Source organism: Bacteriovorax stolpii, from assembly GCF_002872415.1.
Lineage (GTDB): Bacteria > Bdellovibrionota > Bacteriovoracia > Bacteriovoracales > Bacteriovoracaceae > Bacteriovorax > Bacteriovorax stolpii.
Genome location: NZ_CP025704.1, coordinates 142,628 through 156,479 on the forward strand (window position 1 = coordinate 142,628; position 13,852 = coordinate 156,479).

Below are 13,852 nucleotides of genomic sequence, written 5' to 3' on the forward strand. Positions count from 1 at the left end.
GCTAAATGGGAATTTATAAATACGAAGGCTTTGATGCCAACGGAAAAAAAGTTTTAGGTCAGGTAGATGCCGCTTCTGAAAAAGAGGTGAGAAAAATCCTGCGCGCGCAAAGTGTACGCGTGAAAAAAATCATTCCGCCAACGATTCTTGAGTTTGATCTTGGGGCGTGGATGGTTGAGAAGGGGTTTGGTTCATCTGTTAAACCTAAAGAGCTGGCGACTTTTACTAAACAGCTGTCGATCATGATTAGTGCGGGTGTCCCTATTCTTCAAGCGCTAGAGATTTTATATCGTTCGGAAAAAAATCCAACTCTGAAACTTGCAGTTAAAAAGATTGCTGCAGATGTTGGGGAAGGTAAAACGATTGCAGAAGCAATGCAAGCACAAAAACCTTTTGATAAATTGTATTGCAATCTGGTTCGCGCTGGTGAAGCCGGGGGGATTTTAGATCAAATTTTAAAAAAGCTCTCAGTCCATATGGAGAAACAGGAGAAGACCAAAGCTCAAATTAAGTCGGCAATGATGTATCCGTCTATTGTCGTGAGTGTCGGTGCCATAGTTATTTGGGGGATGATGGTTTTTGTTGTTCCGCAGTTTACAGGAATGCTAAAAGAAACAGGTCAAGAAGTTCCTTGGATCACTCAGTTTGTTATTGATACATCAAATTTTATGGGAACATACACACCTATTATGGTTCCTGGAACTATTATTGGAATTGTATTATTTCTTTCTTATATTAAAACCCCCACTGGAAAAGTAATGTGGGATAACTTTAGCATGCGCATTCCCTTGTTTGGATCAGTTATTATTAAAGGAAATTTAAGTTCGTTTGCTAACACTCTCGCAACGCTTTTAGGTGCAGGGGTTGCGCTGATTGATGCTTTGGATATTTGCATCGAGACCCTTGATAGTACAGTTATTGCTCAAGATATTCGCGAAGTAAAAAAGAAGGTTATCGAAGGTAAGACATTGACTGAGCCTCTGAGTAAGATTGAATATTTTCCTGAGCTCGTTACTCAGATGATACGTGTAGGTGAACAAACAGGTCAGATTGATCAGATGCTTGCTCGAGTTGCAGAGGTCTTCGAAGATGAGGTAGACCAACTAGTTGGGAGCATGACTAAAATGATTGAACCCCTTATTATCGTTGTCTTGGGGGGGATCATTGCGACCATTTTAGTTGCCATGTATCTACCTATGTTTATGTCCGCAGGGGGAGCAGAGTAGAAATAATAACCACTTAAAATAAAGGTTTATTTTTTCACGGTAGCATTTATAATAAGACTAAGGATAATTTTGTTTAGCAAGCTTGGTTTGGCTCTTAATGCCCGATTAAGAATGTAAGACAAAATTTAATTAAAATACCAAATCTTAATTTTGGTAAAAATAGGAGTGTTTTTATGAAGAAGATTCTGAGGAATCCGTCCGGATTTACGCTAGTAGAGCTCATGGTAGTAGTTGCGATTATCGGTATTTTATCTGCGATCGCTGTACCAAACTTTAAGAAGTACCAAGCAAAGTCAAAACAATCAGAAGCTAAAATTCAGTTAGCAGCCGTTTATTCAACAGAAGTAGGTTCTCAGGCCGACTACGATACATTCGGAACTTGTATCGGGGATCTTGGTTATGAAACTCCTCCAAAGGGATATTATATCGTAGGGTTCTCTGCAAGTGATGCGACTTCTCTTGCGCAGATCAATGCCCGTGCCGGTTCAGCAATCTGTACAGCTACAGGTAGTAAGTTTGCCGTTGACCCAGGTAACAAGTTAACAGCATCGGGTGTAGCAACAGCAGCTTCTGATTTAACGGGTACATCTGTTTCGACAACAGCTTTCACAGCAGCAGCAGCAGCAAACATTTCAGGTACAGGTACTTCTCCATATAAAGACCTTTGGAGAATTAACGAAGCAAAGTCTTTAACAAACAATACAATCGGTTACTAATTTCTTAATTTCTATTTTTTAAAAAAGGCCCCTAAAAGGGGCCTTTTTATTTTGAGTGTTGGTGTTTTTTAATCTTAAAAGGAGTCCAAGCTTTAGAAGCTTTAAAGCGACCTAGAGAATCTTTTATGTAAGGGGCTCCGTTCAGATCATGTGTATTACATTTTATATTAGAAGTGGTTTTTCCATTTAAGCATTCTAGGTCTATTTCAGCTCTGATAGCATATAAATGTTCTTTCGTCTTATCAGCAAGAGCTGTTTGATTTCTTTTTTTAAGGTCATTATAGTTGCTCAGAAGAATCGTGAAAGCGGCTTCTTTATTTCCAAGTTCTGATTCAATTCTTGCCAGGCTCGAATAAAGAATAGGATTAATATTTTTATGATGCAAGAGATGTTGATGAATCTCTCGCGATCTTTGATAGTCTTCAACTTCAAAGTGAAAATGGAAAGCAGCATTCTTTAAGAGATAGAAATCATCTGGAAATTTACTTAATCCTTTGTTGTAAATATAAGTGGCGCCCTTTAAGTCATCTTTAATAATAGAAAGATAAGGGCCACCAAAAGCGTAATTCTCATAAAATAAAGGTTCTAAATTGCTAATGGTGTTAAAACGATGAAACATCCAGGAATTCAAATCCTCATTTTTATAATGATCGTTATCGCTTTCCAGAATTGTCATAATCCAAATGATTGATGACATTAAACGCTTTTGTCCTAAATTAAAATATTTAAAAAATGAATCATCAACATTAAACCCGCTTTCTTGTTTGCTAATAAACAAAGTAGGCTTTTCAGACTTTTGAGAAACATAGTAGGCACCACTAAGGCTTAAGAGCATAAGCCCTATTAAGAGTGGGGTGTTTAGATGTTTACTTAATTTCATACCAATATATAATATAACATTATGATTGAATTCGTTAATATAACTAAAAAATTTCAGAACCATTTTTGGGAAAAGCCTTTTTTAGCAGTTGATAATGTTTCATTCAGTATTTCTAAAGGAGACTTAGTAGGCTTTCTTGGTGCTAATGGGGCAGGGAAGACAACTTTGATTAAGATTCTGATGGACTTCAGTCGTCCTACAAGCGGAATAGTCAAGTTTGATCAATCTTTTGGAAATGAATCTATACAGATTAGATCTAAAATCGGCTATCTTCCGGAAAGGGCTTACTTGTACCAACACCTAACAGGTAGAGAGTTTCTTAATTATGTTGGAAGCCTAAATGATATATCTCGTAAGGAATTAAGAAATCTTATTGAGAAGTGGGCAGAAAAAATTCAAATTCAACATGCATTAGATCGTCAAGTTAGGGGGTATTCAAAAGGAATGCAGCAACGCTTGGGTTTTATAAGTGCACTAATTCATAATCCATCATTTTTAGTTTTAGATGAGCCGCTTTCAGGACTTGACCCAGTAGGGAGAAAAGAATTTAAGCAAATACTTAAAGAGTTAAATGAAGAGGGGGTAACCATCTTTTTCAGCAGTCACATTGTTTCAGATGTTGAAGAGATCTGTAATAAGGTAGTTTTTATTGAAAAGGGAAAGTTGATTTACACTGGTGGTGTTGATCAATTAATTCATCAAAACAGTAAGGATGGTTATAGTTTAAAGTATTACGAAGATGACCAGGTTAAAACATTAAATTTTTCAGAAAAAGAAAAATTTAATGTTATGAAAGATTTATTAAAAAGGGATGTAAATATCATAGCGCTTGATAAAGAAAAAATGTCTCTTGAAGAAATTATCTACAGAATTAAAAAATGAAAAATATATTAACTGTAACACGATTTACCTTCATTGAGGTTTATAGAAGTAAACTGATGTTGAGTTTAGTTTTCTTGGCCGTTGGATTACTTCTTGCTACTTATGTTGCCTCTGAGTTTGCTTACGGTGCCCCCGCCAAGGTTGCTCTCGATGTCGGTTTAGGAATTATGTCGATTTCGAACTTGGTGATAGCTATTTTTATTGGGGCTAATTTATTAAGCAAAGAAATTGAACAACGTACCCTTTACATGATTATCTCGAGACCTATTTCAAGGACATCATTTTTACTAGGGAAAATTTTAGGTCTTTCATCTGTTTTATTAATTAATTCCATTGTGCTTGGTGGGTTGAGTTGCATTCTATATCTGAGTTTTGGCGGGGGAAGTTATCAACCCCTTTTTGGATGGACTCTCTATTTTTCATTTTTAGAGGCTTTTACTGTGCTGGTTTTTGCAGTTTTGTTTTCTTTGATAACAAACTCTACGCTGTCAGTAATTTATACTTTATGTGTTTTTGTTGTCGGTCATGCTATTAATGAAACATCAAAGCTGTTTTTTGTTAAAGTTTTCCCTGTTTTTGGATATGCAATTCAAGCTTGTTTTATTTTTTTGCCAAATTTTTACAGACTGAATTTAAAAGAGTTTTTACTTTATAAGCAATCCATCGAAGTTACTTACCTAATTAATACTCAGCTTTACATAGCTCTTTACCTTGTCGCTTTAATAACATTAGTCGTGCTGATCTTTAAAAAACGGAATTTAGATTGAGTCTGGAATCATTGTTAAGTTTATTTGCTTTGCTATTTGGATTAATAGTTGGAAGTTTTCTGAATGCGTTGATTTATCGACTGCCTCGTGAAATCAATATTGCCTATCCGAGATCATCTTGCACAAGCTGTAAAAAAATTATTCCTTGGTATGAGAATATACCTGTCTTTAGTTATATTTTTTTACGCGGAAAATGTTCTGAGTGTGGGGCCAAAATTTCATGGAGTTATCCAGCGGTGGAACTTGCATGTGGTCTTTTTGCACTTTTTATTGCTCCATCTAGCTTAAATAATAATGAACTTCTTAGCTTCTTCTTCTATTTTAGTGTGTTTTGTTGTTTTGTGGTTCATTTCATAGTTGACCTTAAACATCAGATTTTACCAGACAGTGTTAATCTCTATCTTGCTTGCCTTTTTTTAGTTTATGGATTTTTTACTACACCATGGACACATTGGTTGATAGGTGCTGCTTTAGGGTTTGGATTTCCTTTGATTGTTAGTTGGGTTTTTTACCAATTAAAGGGGCAGGTCGGACTTGGGGGGGGGATATCAAGCTCTACGGTGCACTTGGATTATATCTTGGTCCTATAGGGGTCATGCAGAACTTATTTCTGAGTTGTTTTTTAGGAGCCATTGTGGGGCTTTCTTTAATTGCGACTAAATTAATCAAGCGTGAGAACCCGATTCCTTTTGGCCCCTTCATTATTCTTGTTGCCGCCGTTCAGATTTTTGCAGATCAATGGTTCGGCCATCTAATCTCATATATTCCTTGATCAGAGTTATTTATTAAATGTATAATTTCATTAATAATTAATTATCAAAGGCATAGCTTTTGGATCCAAAGAATATTGTCGAAAATATTAGAGAGAAAATTAGCGAGATGTTTTATGTCGGTCCGAAAGGCGTTATCGGCATAGATATTGGACTAAGTGCAGTTAAGTTTGCTGAGGTTCTCCATGTTTCCGATGGAAACTATAAAATCAATAGATATGCGTCAGTTGATCTTCCAGAAGGAACGATCATTGAAGACGAAATTCAAAAAGAAGATGAGATCTTAAAAGCCTTGCAAAAAGGTATTAAAGAATTGAGCTCAAGCAATAAGTTTGCATGCATTGGTCTTTCTGGTCCCAATACGCTTATTAAAAGATTACAGCTAGCTGGTGGTTCGAACGAAGAAATTGAAGATCAGGTAAATTGGGAAACCGAACAGTACCTACCTTTCCCGATTGATGAAGGAAATATCGCTTTCAGTGTTGTTGGGGAAAACCAGGGGGGGGGCGTTGATGTTATTATTGGAGCTGTTAAAAAATCAGTTTTAATGTCATTTAAAGATATAGTTGAACGCACTCAACTTAAGGTAAAAATTGCAGACTTAAATGCCGCTGCCACAATCAATGTGTTTGAAGCAGTGATGGGTGATGAAGTTAAGGTTAAAGGTAAAACTTGGATTTTGATGGATTTGGGAGCACAAAAAACCCATTTCATGATTTATAAGAATGGAATTCTTGTTTTCTTCAAAGAAATCAATATCGGTGGATTAACGATTACTGAAGAAATTCAAAGACAAATGGGTGTTAATTACAGCGAAGCAGAAAGCTTAAAAATTCATGGTGATGGAAATGGAAACATTCCAGAAGAGATTGTAGATCTTATCAACCAAGTTTTAGATACATTTTTCACTGAATTAAAAAAGACTATCGATTTTTGGGTTAACTCAACGTCTGAAGAAAGTTTTGATGGATGTATTTTGACAGGCGGAAGCGCGTTGATTCCAGGACTTCCTGAAGCTTTACAAGAACTGTTTGAAACAGAAGTTCAGATCCTAAATCCTTTTTCTACAATGAGTTATAATCAAAGTAATATTTCGGAAGATATGATCAACGATATTGCATTCAAGGGAGTGTGTGCAATTGGGTTGGCCATGAGGAGCTTACCGAAATGATTGAGTTAAACTTACTCGAGAAGAAGCAGCCTCTTGTTCTTCCTACAGTGCTTGGGATTGACTTAAATAATCTCAATTTAAAAATGCTTGGGGTTGCGCTGGTTGTTTATTATATGCCAGGTTTCATTGGTTCATCGATGTTTGACGAGAAGATTAATGTAGTTAAGAGTACCTTAGATCAGGTCACAGAACAAAACACTAAGCTCTTGAAGTCGATTGCAAAGGATAACGATATTAAGCTTCAAGTGGAAGCTTATAAAGATCAGGTTAAAAAGCTTCAATTAAGATCAGTTCAGGTAGATGAAATTTTAAAGACTAGAACAAATCCAAAGAAAATCTTAGAGAAAATTGCCAGAAGTATTCCTGAAGATGTTTGGTTTGACAATATGACCATTAATGATAAGAACGAGATTTCAATCAAGGGGGGCGCATATGCCCCAAGAGCAATTGGAGAATTCATTACATCAATTAATGACTCGCCTTATTTTGGTGGAAGTATTATTCCTTCAATGCAAGAAAATAAACGTGAGACGCTTGATGGTATCACTACCAGCTACGAATCTTTTGAATTAAAAGGAAAGATCATTAATTACGACATGAGGTCTAGATAATCCAATGGAAAAAATATTAAAAAATTTACATTGGTTTATTATAGCTTACGCTCTTTTTGAGTTTTATACGATTTATGAAGCAAAAAATGAAGAACTTCTTGGTCTTGATTCGCAAGTAGAAGTTCAAAGGAACATGCTTGTTAAGAACAAGAAAACGGAAAGGGAAATTAAAAACTACTATTCAAATATTAAAGAAGAAAAAGATAAGATTGAAAAAGTAGCAATTGAAATTGAGAAAATGCAACAGCTTCTACCTTCTGATATCTCAGATAATGAAAATGTGCATTTATTAAGAACCATGGCGGATGATGTAAATATTAAAGATATTAGTATCGCCCCGGAGCAAGAGATTGACCGCGGATTCTTTATAGCCCGCAGATATAGAATTAAAGCGAAAGCAACATTCCTTCAATTTTTAATCATGTTGGAAAAGATCGGAGAAAATAAACGAATTCTGAACGTTGGAGAAGCATCTTTTAGAAAGGTGGATGAACCACAGCGTGGAAAGTTTCAATTGATTGCCGGAGAGTTTTTAATCGAAGCCTATCGATACAATTCTAATTTTAAAGAAGACCGCGGTATTGCTGAAATTGAAAAAAAATTCCAGGAACAGCATAGTGCGCCTCCGAAGCCTAGAGCGCCAAAAGAGGATTAATTATGAAACTCATTGTTATAATGATCTCGCTTTTAACATTAAATTCACACGCTCAGGAGAGTTCGGGGCAGTATAGTCTCTTTAAAAGTAAGACGTATGTAAAAAATCCTTTGGATCTGAGAGATCCTTTTAAAAGAAGGATTAATAAAAAGAAAACGAATCAGGCAACAAAAAGAGAACGCATGAACGGGATCTATACAAACTATACAAACTCACTCGACAATCGCAGTATTGAAAGTCTCCACGTTATCGGTGTTGTTATTGGAGCCGAAAGACGTGCAATGGTAAAAGTTTCTGATGAGAAGGGCTCAGCTGACTCTAACATTATTTATGTTAAAGAAGGAATGAAAATTGGGGAGAATGGTGCAGAAGTTAAGGCGATCCTCCCTGGTGGAATTGTTTTAGTTGAAAAAATTCGCAACGTTTATGATCAAGATGAATACCTAGAAACAGTTATTCCTGTATCAAACGATTAAAAAAGTCAGTTATTAAAAAAACGCTACAAAATTCAAATTAATGCTATAATGAATTAAGTCTTCAATTATAGAGGATATAACATGATAACTTAGGGATGAGTTGCATGAAAAAAGGATTTTTTCTTAGTGTTTTATTTTATCTATTTTTCCTTCTGCCTGCGCGTGTAAGCGCTAGTGAAATGAAGGCCATTAATTTCACACAAAAAGGTGAGATTAGTGAACTCGAATTTATTTTCGATAATAATGATGTCCAGGCCAGTAAGTTTCAAGTTAAAGAAGACAAACAGATTATTGTTGATTTAACAGATGTAGCGGCAACAGATAGAGTTATGCGTGCCTTTGACACTTCTGAGTTTTCGGGTGGTGTTGTCTTCGTTAAAGCTTACAAAAAACCTAAAGCCGATAAAGATATAAGAGTTGCGGTTCAATTAAGAGACAATGTTCGTTCGACACTTGTTCGCAAGCCAAATAAAGTTATTCTTCAAATTGAAAATCGCTACGGTGTTTTTTCTCAAAAGAAAGCTGAAGAAGGGCAGTCTTATAAAGAAAAAATTGCAAATATCTCTAAAGATGAAGCAACCAGACTTAACATCCCAAAGTCTGATTCTATTGAAGATATTCTTGATAACTTAACTATGTCCGGAAGAAAAAAGTACATTGGTAAAAAAATTACAATGAACTTAAAAAATGTTAAACCGGAAGAAATTGTAAGAATCATTGCAGAAACATCAGGCTTCAATATTATTTTAACTGAAGATGCTAAGGCTTTGCCGCCGATCTCTTTAAGTCTTGTTGATATTCCATGGGACCAAGCGCTTGATACCGTGTTGGAGATGAGTAAGCTTGTTGCCAAAAAAAATGGGATGATTCTTATTGTAAATACTCTTGAAAATGCAATTAAAGAGCAGGAAGAGCTTAAAAAAGCTAAAATTGCAACGCTAGAGCAAGAGCCTTTGCTAACAAAAGTATTTCCAATCAGTTTCGCTAATATTGATGATCTTCAAAAAATTCTAGCAGAGTATTCAACAGATAAGCGTGGGAAAATCTCTAAGGACTCAAGAACAAATTCTTTGATTGTTAAAGATACTTCTGATGTCATTGAAAAAGTAAAAAAAATTGTTGAACTTCTCGATACTCAAACACCACAGGTTTTAATTGAATCAAAGATTGTTGAAGTATCTGAAAGATATACAAAAGAAATTGGTTTAGACCAAGGTCTAACATTTGGTTATGACCCACTAGGAGTGGGGGGATCTTCAGGGAATAACGGATCTTTCTCTTTTAGTACTGCGCCCGCAGCAGGGAGAAATATTTTCGGATTATCAATTGGAAAGTTCAATCGCTTGATTGATTTGAATTTCCGATTGAACTTAATGGAAAGTGAAGCGAAAGCAAAAATTATTTCAAGTCCGAAAGTTATCACAAAAAATAACGTTAAAGCAGAAATTGTTCAGGATGAAAATTCTTACTACCAGGTTCAAACGTTGGCAGAAAATGGAAGAACAACAAATACTTGGACCCTGCAGAATGCAAAGCTAAAACTTGAAGTTACACCTCAAATTACAAACGAAGGTGCGATTTCTCTAGAGGTTGCAATGCAGAAGGATTCTCTTGAGCCGTCGTCTGATATTACAACACCACGTAACGAAACAAAACGGACAGTTAAAACCCAAGTCCTAGTAGACAACGGAGCTACAGTTGTCGTCGGTGGTATCTACACATACACAACTGATGAAAGCCACTCGGGTGTACCTTTCTTAAAAGACATCCCACTAGTCGGCTGGCTTTTTAGAACAAAGTACAATCCAAGAAACGAAAAGAAAGAGTTAATTATCTTCTTAACTCCAAGAATTATTAACCAAGAAGAAGCTGGTTTAGTTGACAGAGGCTAAGCTTACCAATGAGTAAAGATAAACTACAGCTTCTATCACCACTGTTTCTAAAGTATCAGGCGGATTACGAAAAAAATCCGCGATCGAGAGTCTTTGCGCCTCTTGCTGAAACTTATAGAAAACTTGGTATGACAGACAAGGCGATGGAAATTCTCGCTCAAGGGATTCGTTTCCATCCAACTTATGTCATGGGCTATCTTGGGCTGGCGTTCTGTTACTCAGACTTAAAACAATATAATCTTGCATACAATACTCTAAGACCTTTAGTTGAAAACAACCGCGATAATATTCGTCTCCAAAAGCTTTTTGCTGATGTTTGTCTGGAGCTTGGTTATAAAGAAGAAGCACTTGATACTTACAAGTACCTCTTGTTCATTAATCCTCGCGATAAAGAAGTGGCCCTTCAGGTTTCAACTCTTGAGCGCTCGATAGAAGAGCAATACAGGCCGGTTCATCAGCCTATTTACATTCCAGAATCTGAATTTAGAAATGATAATAAAAAAATTGAGATTGATGATCATCAATTATTCGATATTGATAAACTACAAAGTAAACCAACAAGTTCTAAAGCAGATTTTGATGACTGGATGGCCCTGGATTTAAGCCGTGAGCAGAAAACACCGTCAGCAGTAGAAGATCCATACGAATTCTGGAATCTGAAAAAAGGTGATACTCCATTAGACCTGGGATCTTCTGCGGAAGAAGCAACTCCGGTTGAAGAAAAACCAGAAACCACAAAACCTACGTTATTGGAAAAATTTGAGCAAGTTGAAATCAAAACAGCTCCAGATTTATATGTTGCTTTAGATTTAGATAATGAAGAAGAGGAAGAAGGCGAACAAGAAGAAGCGAGTGAAGTTCCACTTGTCACTCACACACTTGTCGATCTTTACTGCGGGCAAGGTCACATTGAAAAGGCCCTGGAAGTTTTAGAGAAGATTTTAATTCTCAATCCAAAAGACGAAAAAACGATTCAAAAAATCAGAGAGATCAAATCACTGATGGGACCTTATGAAGCTGAGCCAGTTTCAACTCCAGCCCCTGTGAAAAAGGCTCCTGAAATTAAAATCGAAATCCCTGTCGCCAACAAGCCTCACCTCGAAGCCTTGAAAGAAATTTCAGAGGAAGACGGACGTAGAAACCTGATGGATATTCTGGATCAGCAGCTTGGTCATGAAGAGGTGATTGAGGCTGAAATAGTTGCAAGTGATCCGATTCCAGATGAAATCGACCAGAAAATTGCCCAATCCGAAGAGCAAAAGCGCAAAATCGAAGAAAAATTAGGCCAATTCTTAAAGAAAATTCAAAAAAGAGCACTAGATTATCAATCGCGCGTTTGATAGGTTGTCCGTGAATGAATCAAACGAAAAATAGCGAATTTCTCATCATCAATGGGCCGAATCTCAATATGCTCGGCACTCGCGAACCCGAAATTTACGGGTCGTTAACTCTCGCAGAAATCAAAAATTATACAGAAAAATCGCTGGAACAGGACAATGTAAAACTCGAGTGGTACCAATCCAACATCGAGGGTGAGATTGTCACTAAGATCCAGGAAGCTTCACAAAAAAATTATAAGGCCTTAATTATTAATCCCGGAGCTTACTCTCACACGAGCGTGGCCATCTTTGATGCGCTTTGCCTTATGAAATGTCCGGTGATTGAAGTTCATATTTCTAACACTCACAGACGTGAGGAGTTCAGGCAAACGAAGTTGACTGCAAAAGCTTCAACAATCATAATGGAAGGCCTAGGAAAAATCGCATATCTTACAGCTGTTAAGTCTCAGCTTTTTTAAAAAGGAATATATTTATGTACGACACTACCGAGATCAAAAAAGGTTTAAAAATTGAAGTTGAAGGGAAACCTTACGTCGTTTTGAAATCTGATTTTACTAACCCTGGTAAAGGTTCTGCTTTCGTAACAGCTAGAATTAAAAACCTTGAAACTGGACAAGTTATCGAAAGAACTTGGAAGTCAGGAGTTTCAACTAACGTTACAGCTCCAGACCTAGAAGAAAAAGAAGTAGAATACACATATTCAGACGCTGATGGATTCAACTTCCTTGATCAATCAAACTTCGAAACAATCCACCTGACAAATGAGCAGGTTGGAGATGATAAATATTATTTAATGGAAGGATCTAAGCTAGTAGTACTTTACTATAAAGGTCGTCCAATCTCGATTGAGCACCCTCACTTCATCTTCATCAAAGTTGCTGAGACAGATCCAGGACTAAAAGGTGATACAGCTTCAGGTGCAACTAAGAGAGCTGTTATGGAAACAGGTCTTCAAGTTAAAGTTCCACTTTTCATCAAAGAAGGTGAGCTTCTAAAAATCGATACGCGTACAGGTGAATACATCGAACGCGCTAACGCAAAATAAGACTATTCATAAAGGCCCCATTTTGGGGCCTTTTTTATTTGTGCCCGCTTCAAAATATCTCCACCCAAAACTCTCAACTAAAAAAATTTGGCAGGCATATATTTACCCTCATTCTTCAGCCATTTTCGGGTTAAAATAAAAATAATCTCAATAACTTAACTTAATTTTAAGTGAGGGAAAATTTTTGGAATTTGAACAACTTCATCGTTTGATTGATGAAAAGAAATGGACATTAATTTTGCGCGAACTCGATCTTTTGATTTCAAAAAAAGATGCGGGCAACGACGAGCTCATTTTATCTGCATTTGAAAAAATGGATCGCGACTTTCGTGAAAGAAAAGCTCAAAGGTTATACTTTGAGATGTGGAAGATTGCGTATCGATCAGGAAAAATTAAGCTCGCAAAAAACTATGCTGAGTTCATTCTGGATTACCTGGTAGAACTTAAACGCGTTCCTGCCATCAAGCAAATCCTGGCGGAGTTTGCTGCTTACGGAATGTTGAAAAATCATAAAAATATTCATGCGGCAGAATACATTCTCGGGAAAAAAGATGTTTCTTCATTGGAAGAAGCAGAAGCTTTTGAATTTCATCCAGAGATGTGGAAAAACTCAAAAGAGTCATTGAAATACTTCCTGCTTCTCGAGGAGAATTGGCAGCTTCAACATTGGAAGCTTGCTTATGAATTCATTCTCAAATTCTATTACGATAAAGATTTGATGCTGGCCTTGACTGAAAAAACATTTCAGCTCAATAAACCGAATCATCAAAAAAAGTTCATGGCTTTTTTACAAGAGAAGAAGGTCAACACGAAACGTTTTGAAGAGAAAAGGCCAAAAGTAAACACTGTTGAAAAAACAGATAAGCTTCACGCTGATTATGATCAGCTGGCAATGGACGTGATGTCTGGCGCAGTTGAACCAAGCATAACTGAACAAAGAAAAATCTTGCTTTCAATTGAAGACTTGCATGATGATGAGCTGCTTTCAAAAGGCAAAGACATGATTGTGGCCTTTGGTCTTTTGGGAATGGATAAAGTTGTCGTTCGATTAAGTGAAAGAGTTATTCCATTGATGACGAATGTGAAAGAAAGAATTAGCATCCAGTTCATGATGGCCCAGGCTCTTTTTAATCACGCAGAATATTACAAAGTTTCAGACATGGTGGATGACATTACAGGAAGCGAGCCGCTTCTTAATGATGAGATTCTGGCCTTCTATTATCTAAAGGCCGAAAGTTTACTTAAGTTAAAAAAGCATAAAGCAGCGAAAGATATTTTTATCAAAATTAAACAACAGAATCCGCACTATCGTTTGGTGGGAGAAAGGTTAAGAAGTCTTGAAGAGAATAAATAAAATTCTTCTTGTATTTTTAGTGATCACTTTTCTCACCCTGTACGGTGGGTGGAGGTTCATTCACTCT

The 13,852-nt window shown here is 36.5% G+C and carries 15 protein-coding genes; 14 read left to right on the forward strand and 1 reads right to left on the reverse strand.

The genetic code is table 11. The features are described 5' to 3' along the window. The first annotated feature begins 5 nt into the window (after positions 1–5). Both C0V70_RS00650 and C0V70_RS19375 read left to right on the forward strand, forming a co-directional pair. Complete coding sequence (locus C0V70_RS00650; RefSeq protein ID WP_102241933.1) at positions 6–1,226, forward strand: type II secretion system F family protein; 1,221 nt, start codon at positions 6–8, stop codon at positions 1,224–1,226. Positions 1,227–1,399: 173 nt separating this feature from the next. After that, positions 1,400–1,942: a type IV pilin protein gene (locus C0V70_RS19375; RefSeq protein WP_102241934.1), complete on the forward strand. Its 543-nt coding sequence runs from the start codon at positions 1,400–1,402 to the stop codon at positions 1,940–1,942. 46 nt (positions 1,943–1,988) lie between these two features. Here C0V70_RS19375 and C0V70_RS00660 read toward each other — a convergent pair whose 3' ends face one another. Next, complete coding sequence (locus C0V70_RS00660) at positions 1,989–2,822, reverse strand: tetratricopeptide repeat protein (protein WP_133566644.1); 834 nt, start codon at positions 2,820–2,822, stop codon at positions 1,989–1,991. Between the two features lie 21 nt (positions 2,823–2,843). Between C0V70_RS00660 and C0V70_RS00665 the strand changes: the two genes are divergently transcribed. The 12 genes from C0V70_RS00665 to C0V70_RS00720 all read left to right on the forward strand — a co-directional run bounded on the left by C0V70_RS00665 (position 2,844) and on the right by C0V70_RS00720 (position 13,785). Next, entirely contained in the window at positions 2,844–3,704 is an 861-nt protein-coding gene (locus C0V70_RS00665) for an ABC transporter ATP-binding protein (RefSeq protein WP_102241936.1), read from the forward strand. Continuing rightward, positions 3,701–4,471: an ABC transporter permease gene (locus C0V70_RS00670; RefSeq protein ID WP_102241937.1), complete on the forward strand. Its 771-nt coding sequence runs from the start codon at positions 3,701–3,703 to the stop codon at positions 4,469–4,471. The genes C0V70_RS00665 and C0V70_RS00670 overlap by 4 nt, the downstream gene beginning before the upstream one ends. Next, positions 4,468–5,061 (forward strand): prepilin peptidase, encoded by a 594-nt coding sequence (locus C0V70_RS00675; protein ID WP_102241938.1) that lies wholly within the window; start codon positions 4,468–4,470, stop codon positions 5,059–5,061. The genes C0V70_RS00670 and C0V70_RS00675 overlap by 4 nt, the downstream gene beginning before the upstream one ends. A gap of 241 nt (positions 5,062–5,302) precedes the next feature. Next, entirely contained in the window at positions 5,303–6,412 is a 1,110-nt protein-coding gene (gene pilM / locus C0V70_RS00680; protein ID WP_102241939.1) for a type IV pilus assembly protein PilM, read from the forward strand. Next, positions 6,409–7,023, forward strand: coding sequence for a PilN domain-containing protein (locus C0V70_RS00685; RefSeq protein ID WP_102241940.1), 615 nt, complete (start codon positions 6,409–6,411; stop codon positions 7,021–7,023). Before pilM ends, C0V70_RS00685 begins: the two co-directional genes overlap by 4 nt. Before the next feature lie 4 nt (positions 7,024–7,027). After that, positions 7,028–7,678: a type 4a pilus biogenesis protein PilO gene (pilO, locus tag C0V70_RS00690; protein ID WP_102241941.1), complete on the forward strand. Its 651-nt coding sequence runs from the start codon at positions 7,028–7,030 to the stop codon at positions 7,676–7,678. A gap of 2 nt (positions 7,679–7,680) precedes the next feature. Continuing rightward, positions 7,681–8,154, forward strand: a complete 474-nt coding sequence (locus C0V70_RS00695) for a pilus assembly protein PilP (protein ID WP_102241942.1) — start codon at positions 7,681–7,683, stop codon at positions 8,152–8,154. 104 nt (positions 8,155–8,258) lie between these two features. Then, complete coding sequence (gene pilQ / locus C0V70_RS00700; RefSeq protein WP_158649512.1) at positions 8,259–10,046, forward strand: type IV pilus secretin PilQ; 1,788 nt, start codon at positions 8,259–8,261, stop codon at positions 10,044–10,046. Positions 10,047–10,054: 8 nt separating this feature from the next. Then, positions 10,055–11,386, forward strand: a complete 1,332-nt coding sequence (locus C0V70_RS00705) for a tetratricopeptide repeat protein (protein WP_102241944.1) — start codon at positions 10,055–10,057, stop codon at positions 11,384–11,386. A 14-nt stretch (positions 11,387–11,400) separates the two neighbouring features. Next, complete coding sequence (locus C0V70_RS00710; RefSeq protein ID WP_102241945.1) at positions 11,401–11,844, forward strand: type II 3-dehydroquinate dehydratase; 444 nt, start codon at positions 11,401–11,403, stop codon at positions 11,842–11,844. Between the two features lie 14 nt (positions 11,845–11,858). Further along, positions 11,859–12,431: an elongation factor P gene (gene efp / locus C0V70_RS00715; protein ID WP_102241946.1), complete on the forward strand. Its 573-nt coding sequence runs from the start codon at positions 11,859–11,861 to the stop codon at positions 12,429–12,431. 184 nt (positions 12,432–12,615) lie between these two features. Then, positions 12,616–13,785: a hypothetical protein gene (locus C0V70_RS00720; protein WP_102241947.1), complete on the forward strand. Its 1,170-nt coding sequence runs from the start codon at positions 12,616–12,618 to the stop codon at positions 13,783–13,785. Positions 13,786–13,852 lie beyond the last annotated feature (67 nt).